This window comes from Halomonas sp. 5021 (assembly GCF_036663435.1).
Taxonomy (GTDB): domain Bacteria; phylum Pseudomonadota; class Gammaproteobacteria; order Pseudomonadales; family Halomonadaceae; genus Vreelandella; species Vreelandella janggokensis.
Window position 1 is genome coordinate 418,072 of record NZ_JAXOVU010000001.1, and the last position, 20,305, is coordinate 438,376.

Annotated in this window: 16 protein-coding genes, 1 tRNA gene and 1 other RNA gene; 3 read left to right on the forward strand and 15 right to left on the reverse strand. The window is 56.7% G+C overall.

What is annotated here, in order from left to right; genetic code table 11:
• The 8 genes from R3F64_RS02095 to betI all read right to left on the reverse strand — a co-directional run bounded on the left by R3F64_RS02095 (position 1) and on the right by betI (position 10,732).
• Positions 1-897 (reverse strand): carbohydrate ABC transporter permease, encoded by an 897-nt coding sequence (locus tag R3F64_RS02095; RefSeq protein WP_199283363.1) that lies wholly within the window; start codon positions 895-897, stop codon positions 1-3.
• 1 nt (position 898) lies between these two features.
• Complete coding sequence (locus R3F64_RS02100) at positions 899-1,783, reverse strand: carbohydrate ABC transporter permease (RefSeq protein ID WP_176243663.1); 885 nt, start codon at positions 1,781-1,783, stop codon at positions 899-901.
• The gene (locus R3F64_RS02105) at positions 1,776-2,882 is read right to left on the reverse strand and encodes an ABC transporter ATP-binding protein (RefSeq protein ID WP_332609515.1); all 1,107 of its coding nucleotides are present in this window, start codon (positions 2,880-2,882) and stop codon (positions 1,776-1,778) included. The genes R3F64_RS02100 and R3F64_RS02105 overlap by 8 nt, the downstream gene beginning before the upstream one ends.
• Positions 2,875-3,975, reverse strand: coding sequence for an ABC transporter ATP-binding protein (locus R3F64_RS02110; RefSeq protein ID WP_085918693.1), 1,101 nt, complete (start codon positions 3,973-3,975; stop codon positions 2,875-2,877). The genes R3F64_RS02105 and R3F64_RS02110 overlap by 8 nt, the downstream gene beginning before the upstream one ends.
• A gap of 201 nt (positions 3,976-4,176) precedes the next feature.
• Positions 4,177-6,666 carry an acyl-CoA dehydrogenase gene (locus R3F64_RS02115; protein WP_264823169.1) on the reverse strand — a complete coding sequence of 830 codons (2,490 nt, stop codon included), beginning with the start codon at positions 6,664-6,666 and terminating at the stop codon, positions 4,177-4,179.
• Positions 6,667-6,858: 192 nt separating this feature from the next.
• Entirely contained in the window at positions 6,859-8,532 is a 1,674-nt protein-coding gene (gene betA / locus R3F64_RS02120) for a choline dehydrogenase (protein WP_332609518.1), read from the reverse strand.
• Positions 8,533-8,628: 96 nt separating this feature from the next.
• Positions 8,629-10,098: a betaine-aldehyde dehydrogenase gene (gene betB / locus R3F64_RS02125; protein ID WP_264823168.1), complete on the reverse strand. Its 1,470-nt coding sequence runs from the start codon at positions 10,096-10,098 to the stop codon at positions 8,629-8,631.
• Between the two features lie 10 nt (positions 10,099-10,108).
• Positions 10,109-10,732 carry a transcriptional regulator BetI gene (betI, locus tag R3F64_RS02130; RefSeq protein WP_199283359.1) on the reverse strand — a complete coding sequence of 208 codons (624 nt, stop codon included), beginning with the start codon at positions 10,730-10,732 and terminating at the stop codon, positions 10,109-10,111.
• 182 nt (positions 10,733-10,914) lie between these two features.
• Between betI and R3F64_RS02135 the strand changes: the two genes are divergently transcribed.
• The 3 genes from R3F64_RS02135 to ffs all read left to right on the forward strand — a co-directional run bounded on the left by R3F64_RS02135 (position 10,915) and on the right by ffs (position 12,156).
• Entirely contained in the window at positions 10,915-11,850 is a 936-nt protein-coding gene (locus R3F64_RS02135) for a choline ABC transporter substrate-binding protein (RefSeq protein ID WP_199283358.1), read from the forward strand.
• 86 nt (positions 11,851-11,936) lie between these two features.
• Positions 11,937-12,013: transfer RNA gene (locus R3F64_RS02140), tRNA-Met, on the forward strand.
• Positions 12,014-12,059: 46 nt separating this feature from the next.
• Positions 12,060-12,156, forward strand: an RNA gene (ffs, locus tag R3F64_RS02145) — signal recognition particle sRNA small type.
• Between the two features lie 74 nt (positions 12,157-12,230).
• On the opposite strand, the gene R3F64_RS02150 is transcribed toward ffs, so the two are convergent.
• The 7 genes from R3F64_RS02150 to R3F64_RS02180 form a co-directional block, all read right to left on the reverse strand.
• Positions 12,231-13,514 (reverse strand): MFS transporter, encoded by a 1,284-nt coding sequence (locus R3F64_RS02150; protein WP_332609519.1) that lies wholly within the window; start codon positions 13,512-13,514, stop codon positions 12,231-12,233.
• A gap of 57 nt (positions 13,515-13,571) precedes the next feature.
• Positions 13,572-15,164: an antiporter gene (locus R3F64_RS02155; protein WP_085918687.1), complete on the reverse strand. Its 1,593-nt coding sequence runs from the start codon at positions 15,162-15,164 to the stop codon at positions 13,572-13,574.
• A 235-nt stretch (positions 15,165-15,399) separates the two neighbouring features.
• Positions 15,400-16,068 (reverse strand): two-component system response regulator NarL, encoded by a 669-nt coding sequence (narL, locus tag R3F64_RS02160; protein WP_085918686.1) that lies wholly within the window; start codon positions 16,066-16,068, stop codon positions 15,400-15,402.
• Positions 16,065-17,948 (reverse strand): HAMP domain-containing protein, encoded by a 1,884-nt coding sequence (locus R3F64_RS02165; RefSeq protein ID WP_085918685.1) that lies wholly within the window; start codon positions 17,946-17,948, stop codon positions 16,065-16,067. The genes narL and R3F64_RS02165 overlap by 4 nt, the downstream gene beginning before the upstream one ends.
• A gap of 130 nt (positions 17,949-18,078) precedes the next feature.
• Entirely contained in the window at positions 18,079-18,453 is a 375-nt protein-coding gene (locus R3F64_RS02170) for a YbaN family protein (protein WP_066320314.1), read from the reverse strand.
• 29 nt (positions 18,454-18,482) lie between these two features.
• Positions 18,483-18,878, reverse strand: a complete 396-nt coding sequence (locus tag R3F64_RS02175; protein WP_254902905.1) for a SirB2 family protein — start codon at positions 18,876-18,878, stop codon at positions 18,483-18,485.
• Between the two features lie 41 nt (positions 18,879-18,919).
• Entirely contained in the window at positions 18,920-20,113 is a 1,194-nt protein-coding gene (locus R3F64_RS02180) for an NnrS family protein (protein ID WP_332609522.1), read from the reverse strand.
• Positions 20,114-20,305 lie beyond the last annotated feature (192 nt).

Genomic DNA, 20,305 nt, shown 5'->3' on the forward strand with positions numbered 1-20,305 from the left:
TTAGGTACGACCCAGGGCAAAGCCCTTGGCGATATGGTTGCGGACAAAGTAGACCACCAGAATGCCTGGCAAGATGGTCAGCACACCGGCTGCGGCGAGCGTGCCCCAGTCAATCCCCGACGCGGTGGACGTGCGCGTCATGATCATGCCAATGGGCTGTGCCTCGGTGGCCGTCAGCGTTCTGGCCAGGAGCAGCTCAACCCACGAGAACATGAACAGGAAGAACAGCGTGACGCCGATACCCGAGCGAATCATCGGGATAAAAATCTTAATGAAAAAGCGTGGAAAGCTGTAACCGTCGATGTAGGCGGTTTCGTCGATCTCCTTGGGAACGCTGCTCATGAAGCCTTCAAGAATCCAGATGGCCAGTGGAATATTGAAGAGGCAGTGCGCCAGCGCCACGGCAATGTGCGTGTCGAAGAGACCGACCGAATAATAAAGCTGGAAGTAAGGCAGCAGGAACACAGCGGGCGGCGCCATGAGGTTGGTCAGCAGCCAGAAGAACAGGTGCTTATCGCCAATGAAGCTGTAGCGGCTGAAGGCATACGCAGCCGGTAGTGCCACACAGATGGTGATAAGCATGTTCATCAGCACATAGGCAATCGAGTTGACATAGCCCATGTACCAGCTTGAGTCGGTAAAGATACCAATATAGTTGTCAAAGGTGAGGTTCTCCGGCCACATGGTCATGGAGCCCAGTATTTCGCTGTTGGTTTGCAGCGACATATTCAGCAGCCAATAGATGGGCAGAATCATCAAGAGCAGATAGACGCCCAGCAACAGGCGCGAGCGCAGCTTGGTTCTGGCGTTGCGCTTGCGGCGTTGTGCGGGTGTGGTGCGGCTGAAAATGGTGTTGTATTTTTCACCCTGCTGGGTGTTTTCCAGTTGGTAGCTCATATCAGGCTCCTCCCTGGGAATGCTTGTCTTTCTGCATGTTCATAATGGCGGTGTAGAACACCCAGCTCACCAGCAGGATGACCAGGAAGTAGATAATCGAGAAAGCAGCGGAGGGTCCCAAGTCCTGCTGACCCACCGCCATGGTGGTCAATGATTGACTCAGGAAGGTCGTTGAGCTGCCAGGCCCGCCACCGGTCAGTACAAAGGGCTCGGCGTAAATCATGAACGAGTGCATGAAGCGCAGCAGCACGGCAATGACCAGCACATTGGTCAGCTTGGGCAACTGAATGTAGCGAAATACCGCCCATTTTGAGGCACGGTCAATGCGCGCCGCCTGATAGTAGGCTTCGGGGATGGAGCGCAGGCCGCTGTAGCAAAGCATGGCGACCAGCGGGGTCCAGTGCCAAACGTCCATCAGGATGATCGTCACCCAGGCATCGGCGGCGTTACGGGTAATGTTGTACTCGATGCCCAACTGGCGAAGTCCCCAACCCATCAGGCCGATATCACCGCGTGTGAAAATCTGCCAGATACTGCCCACTACGTTCCAGGGGATCAGCAGGGGCAGAGTAATCAGGATCAGCACTGCCGATGCTTGCCAACCACGTTTGGGCATGATCAACGCAATGCCGATTCCCAGAGGGATCTGGATGGCAAGAATGGTGAGCGAGAATATTATCTGGCGTAGAAAAGCCGCTTGCAGGGCCGGGTCGTTGAGCATGGTTTCGAACCACTCGGTGCCGGTAAAGAAGCGGGCGTTAGCCCCAAGCACGTCTTGCACCGAGTAGTTGACGACGGTCATCAGTGGCACGATCGCGGAAAACGCGACCAGGACAAGCATTGGCAGTACCAATAGCCAGGCGCGGTTGTTATAGACTTTATTCATGATCTACCTCGACTCGGTATTCATCGACGTAAAGGCTCAGTTTGTCGTCGGGAAAACGGATATAGACGGTGTCACCCAGGGCAGGATGGTCTTCGGGCAACCTGGCTTTAAATGTTTGCTGATTGAACGAGAAGGTGAGAATGGCGTAGGTGCCAAGGTCCTGCAGGTTCTCTTTTTGCACGGCAATCGTGTCGGGTGCGGCGCTTGCGTGAACGTCGATGAATTCCGGGCGAATGCCGAGCTTGAGGTTGTCGCTCTCGGTCTTTTTAAGCGTGGCCAGATAAGCATTGCTTAACGGCAGTGGCTGGTCGCCGAAGTAGGCCGTATTTTGTGCCTCATCGTAGCGAAGCTCGAAAAAATTCATGCCTGGACTACCGATGAAATAACCCACGAAAGTATGCGCGGGTGTTTCGAACAGTTCCCGTGGCGTACCGAACTGCACCACCTGGCCTTGGTACATCACGGCAATCTTGTCAGCGAAGGTCGAGGCTTCAAGCTGGTCGTGAGTGACGTAGATCATGGTGATGTTAAACCGCTCGTGGATTTCCTTGAGCTTGCGGCGCAGCTTCCACTTCAACTGCGGGTCGATGACGGTAAGCGGCTCATCAAACAGAATGGCGGTAACGTCGTCGCGGACCAGACCGCGCCCCATGGAGACCTTCTGTTTTTCATCGGCGGTCAGGTTTTTGGCTTTGCGCGATAGCAGCGGTGTCAGCTCAAGGATGTCGGCGACTTCCAGTACCTTGGGTTTAACCCGGTACTCGGGGGTGTTCATGTTGCGCAGCGGGAAGGCGAGATTATCGAACACCGTCATGGTGTCGTAGATCACCGGGAACTGGAACACCTGGGCGATGTTGCGCTCTTCCGGTGGCAGTTCGTTGACCCGGTGGCCATCGAAGAGTACATCTCCTTCGGTAGGCGCCAGTAGCCCTGAAATAATATTCAGAAGGGTTGATTTGCCGCATCCGGACGGTCCCAGCAAGGCATAAGCGCCGCCTTGATGCCATACGTGTTCCATATGGCGGATGGCGTAATCCTCGGCCGATTGCGGGTTGGCGCTGTATGTGTGCGCGAGTGTTTTAAGCACGATCTCAGCCATGCGCGGCGCCCTCCGTCTGAGCCAACGGGGTATGCACAATGTGGCCCTGCTGGTCGAAAACAAACAGTTTATGAATGGGGAAATAAACCTTGATGGGCTGATTGACCTTCAATTCGTGTATTCCCAGGAGATGCAATACCAGTGGGAAGTGCGCATGACGCGCATGAAGAAAGGTTTCGGACCCACTGATTTCGGCAACATCCACGGTGACCGGCAGTTCCAGATCATCCGCGGCTTGTGGTGTAAGGCTCAAATGCGAGGCGCGAACCCCGAACTGGTAGTCACCAGGAGGCAGCTTTCGCAAGGCATCGTCGCAGGTAAAGTGAGTGTCGTTATCGAAGGTGATGTCGTTGTCGGTGAGCCGACCCGGCACGATATTGATCGGCGGCTCAGAAAACATCTCGGCGCTGAGAATGCCGTTGGGTTGCCGGTAGATTTGATCGGTGGGGCCGTACTGCAGCAGCTTACCTTCGTGAAGGATGGCTGTGTTGCCGCCGAGTGCAAGAGCCTCATTAGGCTCAGTGGTGGCGTACACGGCAATACAGTTACGCACTTTGAACAAGTCGCGCAGCTCGTCGCGCAGTTCCTCACGGAGTTTATAGTCCAGGTTGACCAGCGGCTCGTCGAAGAGAATGACATCGGCGTCTTTTACCAGAGCGCGGCCCATGGCGGTGCGCTGTTGCTGGCCACCGGACAACTCCAGAGGATAGCGGTCAAGCAGATGCTCGATATGCAGCATCTCAGCAATTTCGCCGACGCGCTTGTTAATTTCGCTTTTTGGCTGTTTGGCGAGTTTAAGCGGCGAGGCAATATTGTCGTAGACGGTCAAACTGGGATAATTGATGAACTGCTGATATACCATCGATACGTTACGGTGGCGTACCGGTACTCCGGTGACGTCCTTGCCGTCCATCAGAATCCGACCTTGGGTAGGTGGCTCAAGGCCGGCCATCAAGCGCATCAGTGTGGTCTTGCCTGCGAGTGTTCTGCCCAATAGCACATTGAAGGAGCCCGGCTCGAGTGCTAGGTCAACGTCGCTAATATAGGGAACACCGCCTACGGTATGGGCGATATTTTGCAAATGTAGTGACATGCGAATCTCGCTAGCGTCGTTGTTATTGGAGAATATCTAGCTTTCGTTTACGAAATCCTAGTTGATCGTTTTCGAACCTGCAATGCCTTTATCTGCTTTCGTTTGCAGTTTTTGGATGAAAAATCGAAAATTAAACGAAAGTCTAGGGTCAAAAAAAACCGGCCTCAGGGAGGCCGGTTGAAGGTTGGTGCGAGCGAGTGGCTATTTAATGCTGTCTGTCGTCTCAGATGCTTGTGTCGACTGCGGCTTGGCATTGTGATCAATCAGCGTCGACTTGTCGGTAGCAAAGGTTTCGTAAGGGAAATCGTCTACAGTGAGCATTTCCAATACCTCAGCTTCGAATTCACGCATGAACTGGGCGTCTTCTTCGCTAATTAGACGGCCTTCCAATGCCGCTTCCACCCGTGCTTCAGGATGCAGTGCCGTCTGCGGCAGTTCACCCTTGGCATAGGCTTTGTTGACCGTGCGATAGATTGCCTCAGCACGCTCGTAGTCCACCAGCAGCGCGTTATAGCGGGCGAGCGGGTTGCGCTGTTCGCCGTCGTCGGCGTCCCAGGTATTGTGCAACAGCTTGGTACGCAATGCGCTGTGGGTGGAGACGCGCTTGGCGATATCCCGCGCATCGTCATCGTGGGGCTTGTCCCAGCGGCGACCGGTCGGCATGACGATCACTTTCAGCGTCTTGCCCAGCGCCCGGTTGGGCAGGTTATCGAAAATCTCGACAAAGGCCTGTTCAGCCCGCTGGAGCAGGAAACGACAGCTGTAATGCAGCAGGGCTTCTTCGCCTTCCACCTTGTCACCCGCTTGCCATTGCTTGAGTACCATCGAGGCCAGGTAGAGGTTGGAAAGCACATCGCCAAGACGGGCGGAGAGCATTTCACGTTTCTTCAAGGCCGATCCGAGGCTTGCCATGGCCGCATCGGCGCACAGTCCGAAGCCTGCCGAGAGGCGGGCAATGTCCTGGGCGTAGGCGGCCGCCGGGCCGTCGAACGGCACATTGGGTTTGCCGATGCCGAAGCCCAGGGTGAAGGCGCGGGCCGCGTTGCCAAAGATGAGTCCCGCATGGCTGAAGAACGCCTTGTCGAATGCCTTGATATCGTTGGCGTCCTTCGCGGCTAGCTCCTCAAGCACATAGGGATGGCAGCGGATAGCTCCCTGACCGAAGATCATCAGGTTGCGGGTCATGATGTTGGCGCCTTCCACGGTGATCGCCACCGGATTGGCGCTGTAGCCAATACCCAGGTAGTTGCGTGGGCCCAGAGTGACCGCCTTACCGCCATGTACGTCCATGGCATCGGCAAGAATATCGCGCTGGAATTCGGTCAGTTGGCTTTTCAGAATCGCCGAGGGGACTGCGGGCTTTTCGCCATGGTCGATCAGGTTGGCGGTTTGATAGACCGTTGCCTGGGCGATGTACCCGAGGGCTGCCATGCGCGCCAGAGGTTCCTGCACGCCTTCCATTTCCGCCACGGGCACGTTGAACTGACGGCGCACGCGGGTGAAGCCGCCGCTCCAGCCCAACGCATAGCGCGCCGTGCCGGTGGCGCCTGAGGGAAGCGTAATACAACGGCCGATGGAAAGACACTCGACCAGCATGCGCCAACCCTGGCCGATCATGTCGGGGCCGCCGATGATCGTATCCAGCGGGACAAAAACGTCCTTACCCTTGATCGGACCATTCATAAACGGGCTGCCGATCGGATGGTGGCGACGACCAATCTCCATACCGTCGGTATCGCGGGGAATCAACGCCAGGGTAATGCCGCGGTCTTCTTCATCGCCGAGCAGGTTCTCGGGATCAAACAGCCTGAAGGCAAGACCGACAACGGTGGCAATGGGCGCCAGGGTGATCCAGCGCTTTTCAAAGTTGAGCCGCAGGCCGAGGACTTCTTCACCGTTGACCATTTGCTTGCACACGACGCCGGTGTCCGGCAGCGAGGTAGCGTCTGAACCGGCACGCGGGCCTGTCAGGCCAAAGCAGGGAATCTCACGGCCATCGGACAGGCGCGGCAGGTAGTGATCTTTCTGCTCCTGAGTACCATATTTGAGCAGTAGCTCGCCTGGGCCCAACGAGTTGGGCACACCGACGGTAACCATCAGCGTTTCATTGGCGGAGAGCTTTTGCAGCACCATGGACTGGGCCTTGGCCGAGAAGCCCAGGCCGCCGTACTCCTTCGGAATGATCATGCCGAAGAAGCCTTCTTTTTTCAGGTAATCCCACAATTGCTGGGGAAGGTCCGCGCGCTCAATGGCGATATCCCAGGCATTACACATGCCGGCGGCTTTTGCGCACTGGTTGTCGAGAAAGGCTTGCTCGTCTTCACGCAGGCCTTCGTCTTTAAAGTTGAGCAGCTTGTTCCATTGGGGCTTGCCGGAAAACAGCTCGCCATCCCAGGAGACAGTGCCCGCTTCCAACGCAGTGCGCTCTGTGTCAGAGACTTTGGGCGCGACTTTCTTGAACATTGCAAACAGCCGCGGGGTAAGCCACTGGCGGCGTAGCGCAGGAAGCCCGGCAATGGCCACAGCGGCGGCGCCCAGCAGTAAGAGCACGCCAATGACGGCGGCATCGAACACCAGGCCAACAAGACCCAGCACGGCAAGCACGACCAGGGCGGCGGTCGCACCGGCTTCGCGGCGCATCACCGCGAGCAGGCCAACAGCCGCCAGCACGATCAGTAGTAGGGTGAGCATAGTGCCTCTCCATATGTTGAGGGATAGTGTTGAAGGATACGATATGGTTAATAATGCACAGATTTAAACAGATGTTTGAATATTGGCAGACCTGCGCCACCCAGTGCAAGTATTTCGATGCGTTAAAGGGACATAAAAAAACGTCGCAGCGCTGGGCTACGACGTTTTAGAGTTTTGCTAACCAGACTTGGTTCAGTGGCGTTTGGCTGGTGCGCCGTTGGCGACGTAATAGTCGACGTTGGCCCGGGGCAGGGGCTCACGTTCACGAATCCGGTCGGCGATCTTTTCGGCCAGCATGATGGTGGGGGCATTCAGGTTGCCGGTGGGAATCACCGGGAACAAGGACGCATCGACCACGCGCAAGCCGTCAATGCCATGGACGCGGCCCTGGCCATCCGTGACTGCCATTTCGTCGTTGCCCATCCGGCAGCTACCACAGGGGTGATAGGCGGTTTCGGCGTGCTGTTTGACAAAGGCATCGAGTTCGGCATCCGACTGAACAGCCGGGCCGGGTGCGATCTCGCGGCCACGGTATGGGTCAAAGGCTGGCTGAGCGATGATGTCGCGGGTCAGGCGAATGGCATCGCGGAACTCTTGCCAGTCTTTGTCCTTGGCCATGTAGTTGAACAGGATGCTTGGCGCCGCATGGGGATCTTTCGAGGTCAGGCGAATGCGGCCGCGGCTTTCCGAGCGCATGGAGCCGACATGAGCCTGGAAGCCGTGGGCCTGCACCGCGCTTTTACCGTTGTAGCTGATCGCGATGGGCAGGAAGTGGTACTGCAGGTTGGGCCACTCTTCCTCATCGCGGCTGCGGATAAAGCCGCAGGATTCAAACTGATTGCTGGCGCCCACGCCGGTGCCCTTGAACAGCCACTCGGCACCAATCTTCGGCTGGTTGTACCATTTGAGCGCCGGATAGAGCGAAATAGGCTCTTTGCATTCGTACTGGATGTACATCTCCAGATGGTCCTGGAGGTTTTCACCGACACCGGGCAGGTCGTGAATTGTCTCGATATCGAGCTCTTTAAGCAATTCCGGGTTGCCAATCCCCGAGCGCTGAAGAATCTGCGGTGAGGCGATAGCACCGCCACACAGCAGCACTTCACGACGAACGTAGGCCTGCTGTTTCTCGCCTTTTCGCTCATAGCGCACGCCCACTGCACGCTTACCCTCGAACTCGATTACATCGGTTACCGCATGAGTTTCGATGGTCAGATTTTCGCGCTGCTTGGCGGTATCCAGGTAGCCACGTGCCGTCGACGCTCGGCGGCCGTTAGGCGTCACAAAGCGGTCCATGGGACCAAAACCTTCTTGCTGATAGCCGTTGACGTCGTCGGTCTCAGGGTAGCCTGCCTGCTTTCCGGCCTCGATAAAGGTGTGGTAAAGCGGGTTATTGCCCGCCTTGGGCGTCGTGACGCTGACCGGCCCTTCGCCGCCGTGATAGTCATTTGGTCCGATATCGCGGCTTTCGCTTTTTTTGAAGTAGGGCAAACAGCTTAAATAGTCCCAGTCTTCAAGACCCGGTTGCTTGGCCCAGTTGTCGTAATCCAGCGCATTGCCGCGGATATAGCACATGCCGTTGATCAGCGAGGAGCCGCCCAGGCCCTTGCCGCGGCCACATTCCATGCGGCGGCCGTCCATATGCGGTTCGGGGTCGGTTTCAAATGCCCAGTTGTAGCGCTTGCCCTGCAGCGGGTAGGCCAGGGCAGCGGGCATTTGGGTTCGGAAGTCAAAGCGATAGTCTGGGCCGCCTGCTTCCAGCAGCAGCACGCTGACGTCACTGTCTTCAGTTAGGCGAGTCGCAAGCACATTGCCTGCGGAACCTGCACCGATAATGATGTAATCAAATTCACGTGGTTGAGACATACTGATTCACCGGGACTTATAGGGGGAGGGTGCGACTCTGGGGGTAGCTTGGCCACCCCCAGGCCCTTGGTTCATGAGTTCGTGTGTTGAAAACAGTTAAAACACAGACTCAAACGGCCCCATCTCGATCTGTACAGACTTGGTCTGGGTATAGTGGTTGAGCGTCTCGACCCCATTTTCGCGGCCAATGCCCGATTCTTTATAGCCGCCAACTGGCATTTCGGAGGGCGATTCGCCCCAGGTATTGACCCAGCAGATACCGGCTTCCAACTGATGGATCACCCGGTGGGCGCGGTTCAGGCTTTCGCTGAAGACACCGGCGGCGAGGCCGTAGGTGGTGTCATTGGCGCGGCGAACCACCTCTTCCTCGTCATCAAAGGCGAGTACCGACATCACCGGGCCAAAGATCTCTTCCTTGACGATGCGCATGTCATCGGTGCAGTCGGTGAAGACCGTCGGCGCCGCCCAGGCACCGTTGGCCCAGCTGCCGCTGTTCCAGTCCTCGCCGCCCACCAGGACGCGTGCGCCTTCGGTTTTGCCGAGAGCAATGTAGGAGAGCACTTTCTCCTGGTGCTCGAAGCTGACCAGCGGGCCGAAATTGATAGCCGAATCCATGGGGTCGCCCGCCTTGATACGCTTGACGCGCTCGACCAGTTTGGCCTCAAAGGCGTCTTTGACGCTGCGTTCCACAAACACGCGGGTGCCGTTGGTACAGATTTGGCCGGAGGAATAGAAGTTGGCCATCATGGCAGCATCGGCAGCGCGGTCCAGATCGGCATCGGCAAAGACCAGCAGCGGCGATTTGCCGCCCAGTTCCATGGTGACGTCTTTGAGCGTCGATTCGGCCGCTGCTGACATGACCTTCTTGCCGGTACCGGCTTCACCGGTAAACGATACCTTGTCGATACCTTTATGCCCGGTCAGCATGGCGCCCACGCGGCCGTCACCCTGGACGACGTTGAACACGCCGTCGGGGAGACCCGCCTCGGTGAAGATTTCGGCAAGCTTCACCGTCGTGAGCGGCGTGACTTCACTGGGCTTGAAGACAATCGCGTTACCCGCGGCCAGTGCCGGGGCGGCTTTCCAACAGGCGATCTGAATCGGGTAGTTCCAGGCGCCGATGGCACCGATCACACCCAGCGGTTCGCGGCGGGTGTAGACGAACGAGCTATCCCGCAGTGGAATCTGGCTGCCCTCGATAGCTGGGGCGAGGCCCGCATAGTACTCCAGCGCATCGGCACCGGTGACGATATCGACGCTTGCGGTTTCGCTGATTGGCTTGCCGGTATTGCGAGTTTCCAGTTCAGCCAGCTCGTCATTACGCTCTCTTAACAGCGCAACGGCACGCAGCATGATGCGTGCGCGTTCCATGCCGGTCATGGCGGCCCACTTGCGCTGGCCTTCGCGGGCCGCTTCAACGGCGCTATCAACGTCGGCCTGGCTTGCCTGACCGACCGTTGCCAGCAGGCTGCCATCGAAAGGATTGGTGATGGTAAACGTATCGCCTGAGGTGGCATCAACCGGGCGACCATTAATGAAAAGAGGCAGTACATCATGAGTAGCCATGGTGGTCTCCTTAATAAGATTCGATCATGGATGCAGGTTGTTGGCACCCATGGTGAGCAAGTAGTTGGTCAAGGTAGGTGTGGGCCAGGTGGCGGGCTTCGTTGGCGTCCAGGCCTTCTGGTGTAAGTGCGCCGCGCAACCACAAGCCGTCGATCATGGCGGCCAGACCCCGAGCCGCGTTGCGAGCATCAGACCTCGGCATTATCTGGCGAAATTGGTGGCATAAATTGGTGTACAGGCGGCGGTCATTGACATTCTGCAGGCGTTGCAGTGTCGGCTTGTGCATGCTGCTGGCCCAGAAGGCAAGCCAGGTCTTGGCGGCCGGGCCGGTCACCTGAGTGCGGTCAAAGTTGCCTTCAATAATGGCACCAATGTGGGCGCGTGGCGTCTGGTCTTCCAACGCTTGGCGACGCACTGAAATAGCGTGGTTGAGGTCGGTCAAAATTTGCCGCATGGTAGCTTCCAGCAGTCCATCCTTGCCGCCAAAGTAATGGCTGATAATACCTGCTGACACCCCCGCGTGGCGGGCAATCCGCATGACAGTGGCTTCCGCCAATCCAACTTCGTCAATAGCCGCCATGGTGGCGTTAATTAATTGCTCGCGGCGTATTGGTTCCATTCCCACTTTAGGCATGGCTGTCTCCTGTCGCGTTGAATGCCTATTCACCCATTACCTTGAAAAACGACTTTAGGCATGATTACCTAACAATGATGGCATCTTTTTATTGAACGTTCAATCAACAAAAAGATGTTAGCTGCCGCTGCGATATGAATGCGGAGCGGGTGATCGATAATCTGATGAAAAGGGGACGCTGAATGAAGAAAACACATATTGGTATGATGGGGGCGATGGTCGTCACGGCGGGACTTCCTTCACTGGCGATGGCTAACGAATGCAGCACTGTTCGCTTCGCCGAGGTAGGCTGGACCGACATCACTGCGACCACAGCGCTTGCCAGCGAAGTGCTTGAAGGTATGGGCTACGAGGCACGAGTGGATACCGTATCGGTACCCATCGCGTACTCGGGCATGGAAAACGGTGACTTTGATGTCTTTTTGGGCAACTGGATGCCGTCAATGGCCTCAATCAGTGACCCTTACGTTGAAAAAGGCACAGTTGATCGGTTAACGGCCAATTTAGAAGGTGCCAAATACACCCTGGCCGTGCCGCAGTATGTTTACGATGCAGGCGTCACGTCGGTCGAAGACCTGGCAGAGCATGCCGACCAGTTTGACCAGCAACTGCATGGTATTGAAGCAGGCAACGATGGCAACGAATTGATCCAGCAAATGATCGATGACGATGCTTTCGGCCTTGGCGATTGGCAGTTGGTCGATTCCAGTGAAGCCGGCATGCTGGCCGAACTGACAGCGCGGGTACCCAATGAAGATTGGATGGTATTTCTGGGTTGGGAGCCACACCCCATGAATACCAACTTTGACATGGCGTATCTTGAAGGGGCTGACGATTACTTTGGCCCTGACCTGGGTGGTGCGACGGTGTATACCAACACCCGTGGTGGTTACGCGGAAGAGTGCCCTAATGTTGGTGAACTGCTCAACAACATGACGTTCACACTCGAAATGGAAAATCAGTTGATGGGCGAAATCATGGACGATGGTGAAGACCCCCGTGATGCCGCGCGTGCTTACCTGCAGGAAAATGATGAGCTGCTAGGCGAGTGGTTAGCCGGCGTGGAAACGATCGATGGCGAGCCTGCTGAAGAAGCTGTGCGTAACGCATTGCAATAAAAGGTGCTTGGAGCAAAAGGCAGGTCGATAACGGCTTGCCTTTTGCCGTTAAGATAGGCACAATGCGTCTCCGCTGATGTCGGAAAGGCTACGTAGCTCAGTTGGTTAGAGCACATCACTCATAATGATGGGGTCCCCTGTTCAAATCAGGGCGTAGCCACCACTCAGCGTAGGCAGACTCGCAAATGAGTCAGCTGTTATGGTGGCCCCTTAGGTCCTCCCGCAACGCTAAACTGCAAACCCCGCCAGGCCCGGAAGGGAGCAACGGTAGTGGTGGATGCGTGTGCCGGGATGTGGCTTTTGGGGCCGCCTCCATTTCAGCCCCGTTATTTTATTTTGGGTTGTCTTTCAACCAGCCTCCTCGCACTACCTTCTCAGCTTTATCCCTCGCTCGTTACCCCTTGTTCGGCCTTTGCGCCTGACGATGTACTGCGTGTGATTACCGGTGAGCGTCGCTCTGTCCACCACATCCAGATGATCGACACCAGCGTAATACCGAAACACAGCATCCACACCGTGGTGGCAACACCGGTTATATCTACCAGGGCACCAAACATGATGGGCAGGAAAAACCCGCCCAACCCACCCGCCAGCCCGACAATGCCGGAAACAAGCCCGAGGTTTTCGTGGTACTCGTTGGAGAGGTATTTGAATACCGACGCCTTGCCAATGCCCCATGCGATACCCACCACAAACAACGCTACGGTAAACAGCCATACTGGTATGCCGAAGCCGAACTCCACACGACCTGCGCCACCCGCCGCTTCAATGCTATAGCGTGTTTCCGGGTAGGACATGATAAACAAGGCAATCAGGCTGGCCCAAAGGCACGTCCAGGTAACGTTATGGGCACCGAAGCGGTCGGAAAGCCAGCCACCGAAGGCGCGGATGACTCCGGACGGCAGCACGAAAATGGTGGCGATCACCGCCGCCAACTGAATACCAAAGCCGTATTCGGACATGTAATAGCGTGTGAGCCAAAGCGACACGCCGACATAGCCGCCAAATACGAGCGAATAGTACTGGCAGTACTTCCACACTTTAGGATCGTTGAGGATTTTGATCTGCTCGCGCAGGGGTGCTTTTCCAGGGCTGCGGTGGGCCGGATTGGTGAAGGTGAAACACCAGAAGAGGATTGCGGTGACCAGCATGATCGCCGCGTAAATATTCGGCACCGCCTGCCAGCCGAGCATCACAATCACCGTCGGGGCGATAAACTTGGTCACCGCCGCCCCCGCGTTACCGGCACCAAAGATGCCCATGGCAAGCCCCTGGCGATCGCTTTCAAACCACTTGGCGGTATAGGTGATACCTACTGAAAAGGCCCCGCCAGCAAGGCCGATAAATGCCCCTAGCGTAAGAAGTTGCCAGTACTGAGTGGCGAATTGAACGAGCCATACGGCGGGTATAATCAGCAGCAGGATAATAAAAAACACCGGTCGGCCGCCGTATTGGTCGGTCATTGCGCCCAGGGGCAGGCGTGATAGTGCGCCGGTCAGGATGGGGACGGCGGTCAGGATGCCGAACTGAGTGCCATTCAGGTTAAGTTCTTCTGCAATCGGCACGCCTATTTCGCCAAACATCGTCCACACCATGAAGCACATGGTGAAGGCAAAGGTGTTGGCGATCAGCACCGAGGTTTGTTGAAAACGTTTTGACGCCATGTTGGCCTCTCTTGACATTGGGGTGGCGTTAGTCGCTAGGCGGGCAGGGCTTTAGGTCTACGGGTTTTTGACGTAGGCGTTTTTGCGAAGATAAAACCACCAGTTAACGATCAGGCAAATGGCATAGAACACGGCAAAGCCATACATCGCCAGTTCCGGTGTGCCCGCTTTGATTTGATCGCCAATCACCCGCGGCGCTATAAACGCGCCGTAGGCGGCGATAGCCGAGGTCCAGCCGAGTACCGGTCCTTTCTGCTGGGCGTCGAAAATCACCCCGATGCTGCGAAAGGTCGAACCATTGCCGATACCACTGGCGGCGAAAAGCACAATGAATAGCAATAGGAATATCCAAAAGAACTGATTTGGATCGGTGGCGTTGTAGGCCAGCATCATCACATAGCCGCAGGCAATGGAAGCCACCACCATGATGGCCGAGATCACCTGGGTGACAATCGAGCCGCCGACCTTGTCGGATATCCAGCCGCCCACCGGGCGAATCAGTGCCCCGACAAAGGCGCCTATCCATGACCAGGTCAGCGCGCTCGGTGCATCGGGGTTGGTGACACGGGTCATGCTGCCGTCAGCGGCGACGTCCATCATGTTGCCGAAAATAATGTTGATCGAGAGGGGGAGCGCGGCCGAAAACCCGATAAAAGAGCCAAAGGTGAGGATGTAAAGCACCGTCATCGACCAGGTGTGCTTGTTGGAGAAAATACCGAACTGTTTTGTGATCGCCGGCTTGATATCGCCCGGCAGCAGCCGCAACAGCGCCAGCGTGACTACAATCGTCAGGGGCAGGGCAAACCACATATTGATATACCCGAGTGCCAGGACGCCCGCGATGGATGTCAGGATGCCCACCGCGTATAGCCCCAGAATCTTGGCGAATGCCTGCAGAGGGTTGCCCGGGTTGGGGGTGATAGGGCGAAGGTTGTTCATTCCAAACCAGCCGGCGATTGCCAGCGGTACAAGAAACAATAGCCATACAAAACCGGCGTTTTGAATCCAGGTATCGGTGCCAGCCTCAATGCGACCGATGAGCGTGCCGCTCGCACTTTCCAGCGCCATGGGCTCGCCTGCCAGCGCGCCGAACAGGCCGACCGTCATGACCAGTGGCACGAGAATCTGCATGGTGGTCACGCCAAAATTACCCAGCCCGGCATTCATGCCTAGCGCATAGCCTTGCTGCTGTTTGGGGAAGAAGTTGGAAATATTGCTCATCGAGCAGGCGAAATTCCCCCCGCCAATGCCGGAAAGCAGTGCAAGTGCCTGAAACACCCAGAAAGGCGTTTGCGGGTTCATCAGCGCAAAACCGGTGCCGGCCGCCGGTATGATCAACAGCGCGGTGGTTAAAAAGATGGTATTGCGACCGCCGGCAATGCGGATCATAAATGATGCAGGGATCCGCAGCGTGGCCCCTGCCAACCCGGCGATGGCGGTGAGAGTGAAAAGCTGATCGTTCGAAAAGGGGAACCCCAGGTTTAGCATCTGGGTGGTGATCATTCCCCACATCATCCAGACGGCAAAGCCAAGCAGGAGACTGGGAATGGAAATCCACAAGTTTCGAGTGGCGGTTCGCTTGCCCTGCTGATCCCAGAATTGCGGATCCTCAACGTCCCAGTGTTCTATGTCGGCATTGTGTTTGGCCATTCGCTACCCCCTTTGGACGCAAGTGCTGCAAAGCGCAGTGCCTTGCAAGATACGCCTTGGCTTGATCCGAGAAAACGGGGGAATAGAGGGGTGTTAACGGCCAACTACCTCTAAGGAGGTAGCGAGTTATTTAAGTTAAAGCATTGTTTTTATGAGTTATTTTTATGTGTAGGCGGTGTGGGTGCAGGATCAAAATTTGCCGCTAGGTATTTAGGGGTAACCACATAGAACCGGTTTAGCTTATCCCTTCCTGCACAGCCCAAACGGCGGCCTCTACCCGCGAGCGAAGGTGAAGCTTTTTTAGCAGGTGCTTAACGTGGACCTTGACCGTACCTTCAGTAATACCCAGTTTGCGGGCAATCAGCTTGTTGGACATTCCCGCCGACAGTTCACGCAGTATTTCCTTCTCGCGCTGGGTCAAGGATGCCGATGAAGGCGCTGGCGAAGCGCCGCGCTGGTTGCGCAGCGCCTGAGCCAGCAGGGCGGTCAGGTTCTCGCTGATCGCCATACGTCCCTTGGCGGCCTGGCGCAGTTGGTGGACCATATCTTCGGGTTCCATATCCTTGAGCAAATAGCCGTCGGCGCCGCCGCGCAGCGCATCGACCACGTCACCCTCCTGATCCGAGACCGTGTACATGATTATTCGACCGCCGTAGCCCGCATCGCGAAGGTGCTGGAGGGTTTCCAGGCCGCTCATGTCGGGCATGTTCATATCGAGCAGCAGCATGTCCGGCTCGAGCGCAACGGCCTGCTGGATTCCCTCCTGCGGCGAGCCGGTCTCGTAAATCAGCTGCAGATCATCCTCCATGTCCAACAGCTGGCGGACGCCGCGGCGCAGTAGCGGGTGATCGTCTATGACAATGATGGTGGCGATCGGGTCCGCAGCGGAGTTGGGAGTGCTCATAAGCGCGCTTCCTTGATGAGTCGGTTGGCCTGGGGCGTAAAACACAGATAAACGCCGGTTCCGCCTGTGGGGCGGTTATGAAAGGTCAATGTGCCGTTAATATGGCTGGCCCGATCGCGCATGATCACCAGCCCGAAATGCATGGGCGGCGACTCGGCTTGCTTGAGTCCAACACCGTCGTCCTCGATGGTCAGACGCAGTTCGGCCTGCTCAAAGGTCAAGCTGACACTGGCCCATTGGGCGTTGGCGTGTTTGAGCGTATTGGCTAGCGCTTCACGGGTGATTTGTAAGATGTGCACGTCTTCGTTAGCGCTGAGCAAATGGGGCGGTACGGCATAGCTAAAGGCTACTGGAAAACCCAGCCGCTCGCTGAATTCATCGACGGTATGTTGCAGTGCCGCCTGCAGGCCCGGTTTATCCAGTGACAGCCGGAACGTGCTCAATAGCTCACGCAGTTGGCGATAGGCGCTGTTCAAGCCATCACGTAAATCGCTCATCACGTTGCTTTGTTGCTCAACGGGCACTGCCTTGGCCTGCATGCGCTCGAGCCGGGCTACCTGCATCTTGAGATAAGACAGCGATTGGGCCAGTGAATCATGCAGTTCACGGGCGATGATGGTGCGTTCCTTGATCAGCGATAGCTGCTGTTGCTCTTCGATTCGCTGCTGCAGGTATATAGCGGTGGCCAGTTGCCCGCATAGCGTGTTGAGCAGTTGGTGGGTGGTATCGCTGATAGGGCTGGTATAGCTAACAGTCAAATACCCTAGGGTTAAATGCCCAGCAGTAATGGGTAGTTGCAACTGATGAGTATGGCTATCGACGCGCAAAGCAGGGTCGTGAGTCGTATCACCCAAACCGATAGGCTGAGCGGGCTCCAGACAGGCCACACAGGCCAGGTCGCGGCAATAACGAGGGCGTTCAAGCGAGTGGGTGGCAAGAATTTCCATATCGCTGTTGTCGTGGGAATTATGCAGAGACAGGGACATGGGGCCAATGGCCAATAAGGCCTCCAGTTCACGGAGCATCGGGGCGGCGCTTGAGCAAAGGTCGTTGCCACCGCCATAAAGCGCTCGGCTGCCGTCATGAATAATTTGCAGCGCCCGGTTATGGCGCTTGAGTTCTGCCTGCTTGCTGAACACCCGGGACTCGAGTTCCTGGTAGCTGTCGCCAAGTTCCGCAGCCATCTGGTTGAACGTTTGGCCCAGCTGACCCAGCTCATCTTTGGAATGAGCCGGCGCACGGTAGCCAAAATTGCGCTTGCCCACTTCACGGCTGAGCCGCATTAATCGCCGTAGTGGCTTGATAAAATGGGCGCGAAGGTCGTAGAGCGCTGCGGTCAAGAGCAGGCCAATCAATACCAAGCTTCCCATCTGCAGCTGGGTCAGAAAGCGGATCTTGTCCTGGCTATGGTCTTCCAGAAGAGTGACAAAGTGGTCGATATCGGCGATATAACCATCGAGACTGTCGATCGCAAGTCGAACGTCGCCACCGTCGCCGTCTCGTGCACGTTCGATCAGCGGGGTGATATCGCGCTGCCATTGGGTGGTCAATGAAGTGAGTGACTGCTCGGCCTGATCCGTTAACGAAACACCCGCCCGGTCAGTTAAAGCAGGGCTTGCCAGCCGTTCGGAAAAGCGTGCCGTGGCTCGGTCAATCGCAGCCTGGCGTGCGTTGCTGTTGGTGGTCGACGGCTGCTGAAGCGTCTGGCTGATTTGCGCGCTGTACAACCTGAGCGAGCCGGCCACGTTAATCGCTTCGGCGTCGCCCTGGCTACGTTGGGCGATCACAATGGTCGCGCTGATGCTGGCGATGGCCATGCTACCGATGATCAGCAGTAACGCGACGATTCTGACGACCAACGAATGGTGTAGGGGGTTCATGTCACTCCCGGTGCGCAGAGAAGGCATCTAGGGTGCGGTATTGGGCCGTGCCCCTATTATTTAATCAAGTAAGTGTAATGCTTCTTTGTGGGGATAAGAAGAGTATCGCGGGCAAGGGGTAAGAGTGCGCTTATTGATCGGCATAGGCGTTTGGGCGTGTGACAATAAAACTGGCAGCGCCGATGAAAAATGTAGCCATCCCCACGAGCAGGAAGTGGTGTGCGCCGCTGGCCAACAGTATCAGCCAAGTGCTCGTCAACAGCCCCAAGGCAATGATCTTGGCCCGCTTTGGAATGGCCCGCTGTTCGTGCCAGGCGTGAAGGTAGGGGCCCATACGCGGATGGTGATACAACCAGTGTGCCATGCGGGGAGAGCCTTTGGTGGCGGCCCACAGCGCGAGCAGTAAAAACGGTGTAGTGGGTACGAGAGGCAGCACAATCCCGGCGATGCCCAGACCGATACACAGGTAGGCAAGCGCACACCAGGCTATCTGTGTCAGTCGCATGGGCTCTCCTTTTTCATTATGTTCAGGTATCAGCCAAGCCAGCCAAGCCAGGATAGCGGCGAACGCTGTATGGCGGCCCCCACCATGTAGCCAAATACGCTGATCGCCGCCAACGCCGCCATGGCTCTCGTGGTCGGCGTTCTGCCACGCTTGATGGCGACCGTGCCCAGCACGATATAAATAACCAGCGCGGTGATTTTAGCGCTTAGCCAGGGTGGCAAGGGCCAGAAATTCAGTATAACAGCCAGCGATACCCCAAGGGCCAGCAGGGCCGTATCGATGATATGCGGTATCACCTTTACCCAACGGGCCTGAAGCACTTGGGCACCGTTGAACGACCAGATAGCGCGCAGGACAAAAAATGCCAGACTCGCATAAGCCGCGGTGATATGCAGGTGCTTTAGCAATAAATAGTGCTCCGCCACGATCATCTCCCCATAAGCCGCCGGTTGCCGACATTGCCTGCTTAACCATCATTGCCATCAACGCGTGCAGAGAAGAGTGGGACGGTGTAGTGCAGTAAAAAAACCAAATAGCTGATGCACCAGGCGATGATGGCCGCGCTAAATACCCAATGGCTTGTCTGCGGAAATACCACCAGCCACACCGAACGCAGCAGCCCTGCGATTAGCAGGATGCCCAGCGCCAAGCCTACTCCCGGTAACGTCTGGATGGCGCGTCCGGTATGGCCCGGCGACACCCGCGCCATCATGGCGAGCATCATCGTTGCCATGGCGCCAATCGCCAGCGCGTGCACGGCGGTTTCGACGCGCTGGCCGCTGACTAGCTGCCATGCCCAAAGCATTAACCCAAGGGGAATAAAGGCATAGCTTAGGTGCAATCCCCATAAAAGCGGTTCGCGCCAGCCAAGCCAGCCTTTCCACTGGGCTAATCGCCAGGCATTACTTAAAGCGGCGATAGTCATTAACGTGGCCATTAACCGGTCAGAGCCCAGGTCGCTTAACATACTCATCAGTTGTAGAACGACAATGGCTGCCATGCTGCCAAGGCTCAGCGCCTCAAGTAGCGGGGTGCGCTCAGGTTGGGGAAAGCTCAGTTTGCGCGCGGTGAAAAACGCAATCACGCGTCCACCCAATATCACCATCAGCAGGGTAATGGTCAAGACAGCCAGATGACTTGCCTCGCGAATCAGCAGGGCGTTGCCGTTTACCACCCCGAGGTGCATGGCGGCATTGGCGGTGCCCAGCAGCAGTAGCACGGGAAGAAACAAGAGGTTGCGCCATAAGCGTGCTGCCACAACGCTGCGCACCATGATGATCGCAACCAGCGGTAGAAAGCTGACATCCACCAGCAATAATAGCCAGCCGGGTAGAGAGGCGGCGTAGGCCAGCAATACCCTGGCGGCGAGCCATAGCACCACCAATCCCAGTAGCGCCCAGCCCGACACCCCGGGCCGCCCCGTCCAGTTCTGTACCGCGGTAAGCAGAAAACCGGCGATGATGGCACCCGCAAAGCCAAACAGCATTTCATGCTGATGCCACCACAGCATGCCGCCGTAGGGAGAAAGCCAAACGTTGCCGTGCCAGAAGCCCAGCCACACCAGCATGGCGAGCAGGCTAAACAGCGCGGCAAAATAAAAGAAAGGACGAAAGGCCAAACGCAGTAGCGGTAAGCGATCAGAAAGTTGACGTGAGCTCATAAGCGCGCCTTTAAGTGCGAAAGCTGAGTGTTGTAGAGGGACACTATCCTATGCCGATGCCCTTACCATCATTGACGCAGGTCAGTGATCGCAAGCGTTTTTCGTCCTCTATCCCCAGTGGTTTGGGGGTTCTATCACCTAAGAGGTAGGGGTGGGGTATATAGAGGTAACTGGGCAGAAATCGCCGGTTCA

Bases quoted from the DNA above. Each gene is read 5' to 3' on its own strand.
- R3F64_RS02095 (WP_199283363.1), bottom strand. From the start codon at position 897: ATGAGCTACCAACTGGAAAACACCCAGCAGGGTGAAAAATACAACACC.
- R3F64_RS02100 (WP_176243663.1), bottom strand. From the start codon at position 1,783: ATGAATAAAGTCTATAACAACCGCGCCTGGCTATTGGTACTGCCAATG.
- R3F64_RS02105 (WP_332609515.1), bottom strand. From the start codon at position 2,882: ATGGCTGAGATCGTGCTTAAAACACTCGCGCACACATACAGCGCCAAC.
- R3F64_RS02110 (WP_085918693.1), bottom strand. From the start codon at position 3,975: ATGTCACTACATTTGCAAAATATCGCCCATACCGTAGGCGGTGTTCCC.
- R3F64_RS02115 (WP_264823169.1), bottom strand. From the start codon at position 6,666: ATGCTCACCCTACTACTGATCGTGCTGGCGGCTGTTGGCCTGCTCGCG.
- betA (WP_332609518.1), bottom strand. From the start codon at position 8,532: ATGTCTCAACCACGTGAATTTGATTACATCATTATCGGTGCAGGTTCC.
- betB (WP_264823168.1), bottom strand. From the start codon at position 10,098: ATGGCTACTCATGATGTACTGCCTCTTTTCATTAATGGTCGCCCGGTT.
- betI (WP_199283359.1), bottom strand. From the start codon at position 10,732: ATGCCTAAAGTGGGAATGGAACCAATACGCCGCGAGCAATTAATTAAC.
- R3F64_RS02135 (WP_199283358.1), top strand. From the start codon at position 10,915: ATGAAGAAAACACATATTGGTATGATGGGGGCGATGGTCGTCACGGCG.
- R3F64_RS02150 (WP_332609519.1), bottom strand. From the start codon at position 13,514: ATGGCGTCAAAACGTTTTCAACAAACCTCGGTGCTGATCGCCAACACC.
- R3F64_RS02155 (WP_085918687.1), bottom strand. From the start codon at position 15,164: ATGGCCAAACACAATGCCGACATAGAACACTGGGACGTTGAGGATCCG.
- narL (WP_085918686.1), bottom strand. From the start codon at position 16,068: ATGAGCACTCCCAACTCCGCTGCGGACCCGATCGCCACCATCATTGTC.
- R3F64_RS02165 (WP_085918685.1), bottom strand. From the start codon at position 17,948: ATGAACCCCCTACACCATTCGTTGGTCGTCAGAATCGTCGCGTTACTG.
- R3F64_RS02170 (WP_066320314.1), bottom strand. From the start codon at position 18,453: ATGCGACTGACACAGATAGCCTGGTGTGCGCTTGCCTACCTGTGTATC.
- R3F64_RS02180 (WP_332609522.1), bottom strand. From the start codon at position 20,113: ATGAGCTCACGTCAACTTTCTGATCGCTTACCGCTACTGCGTTTGGCC.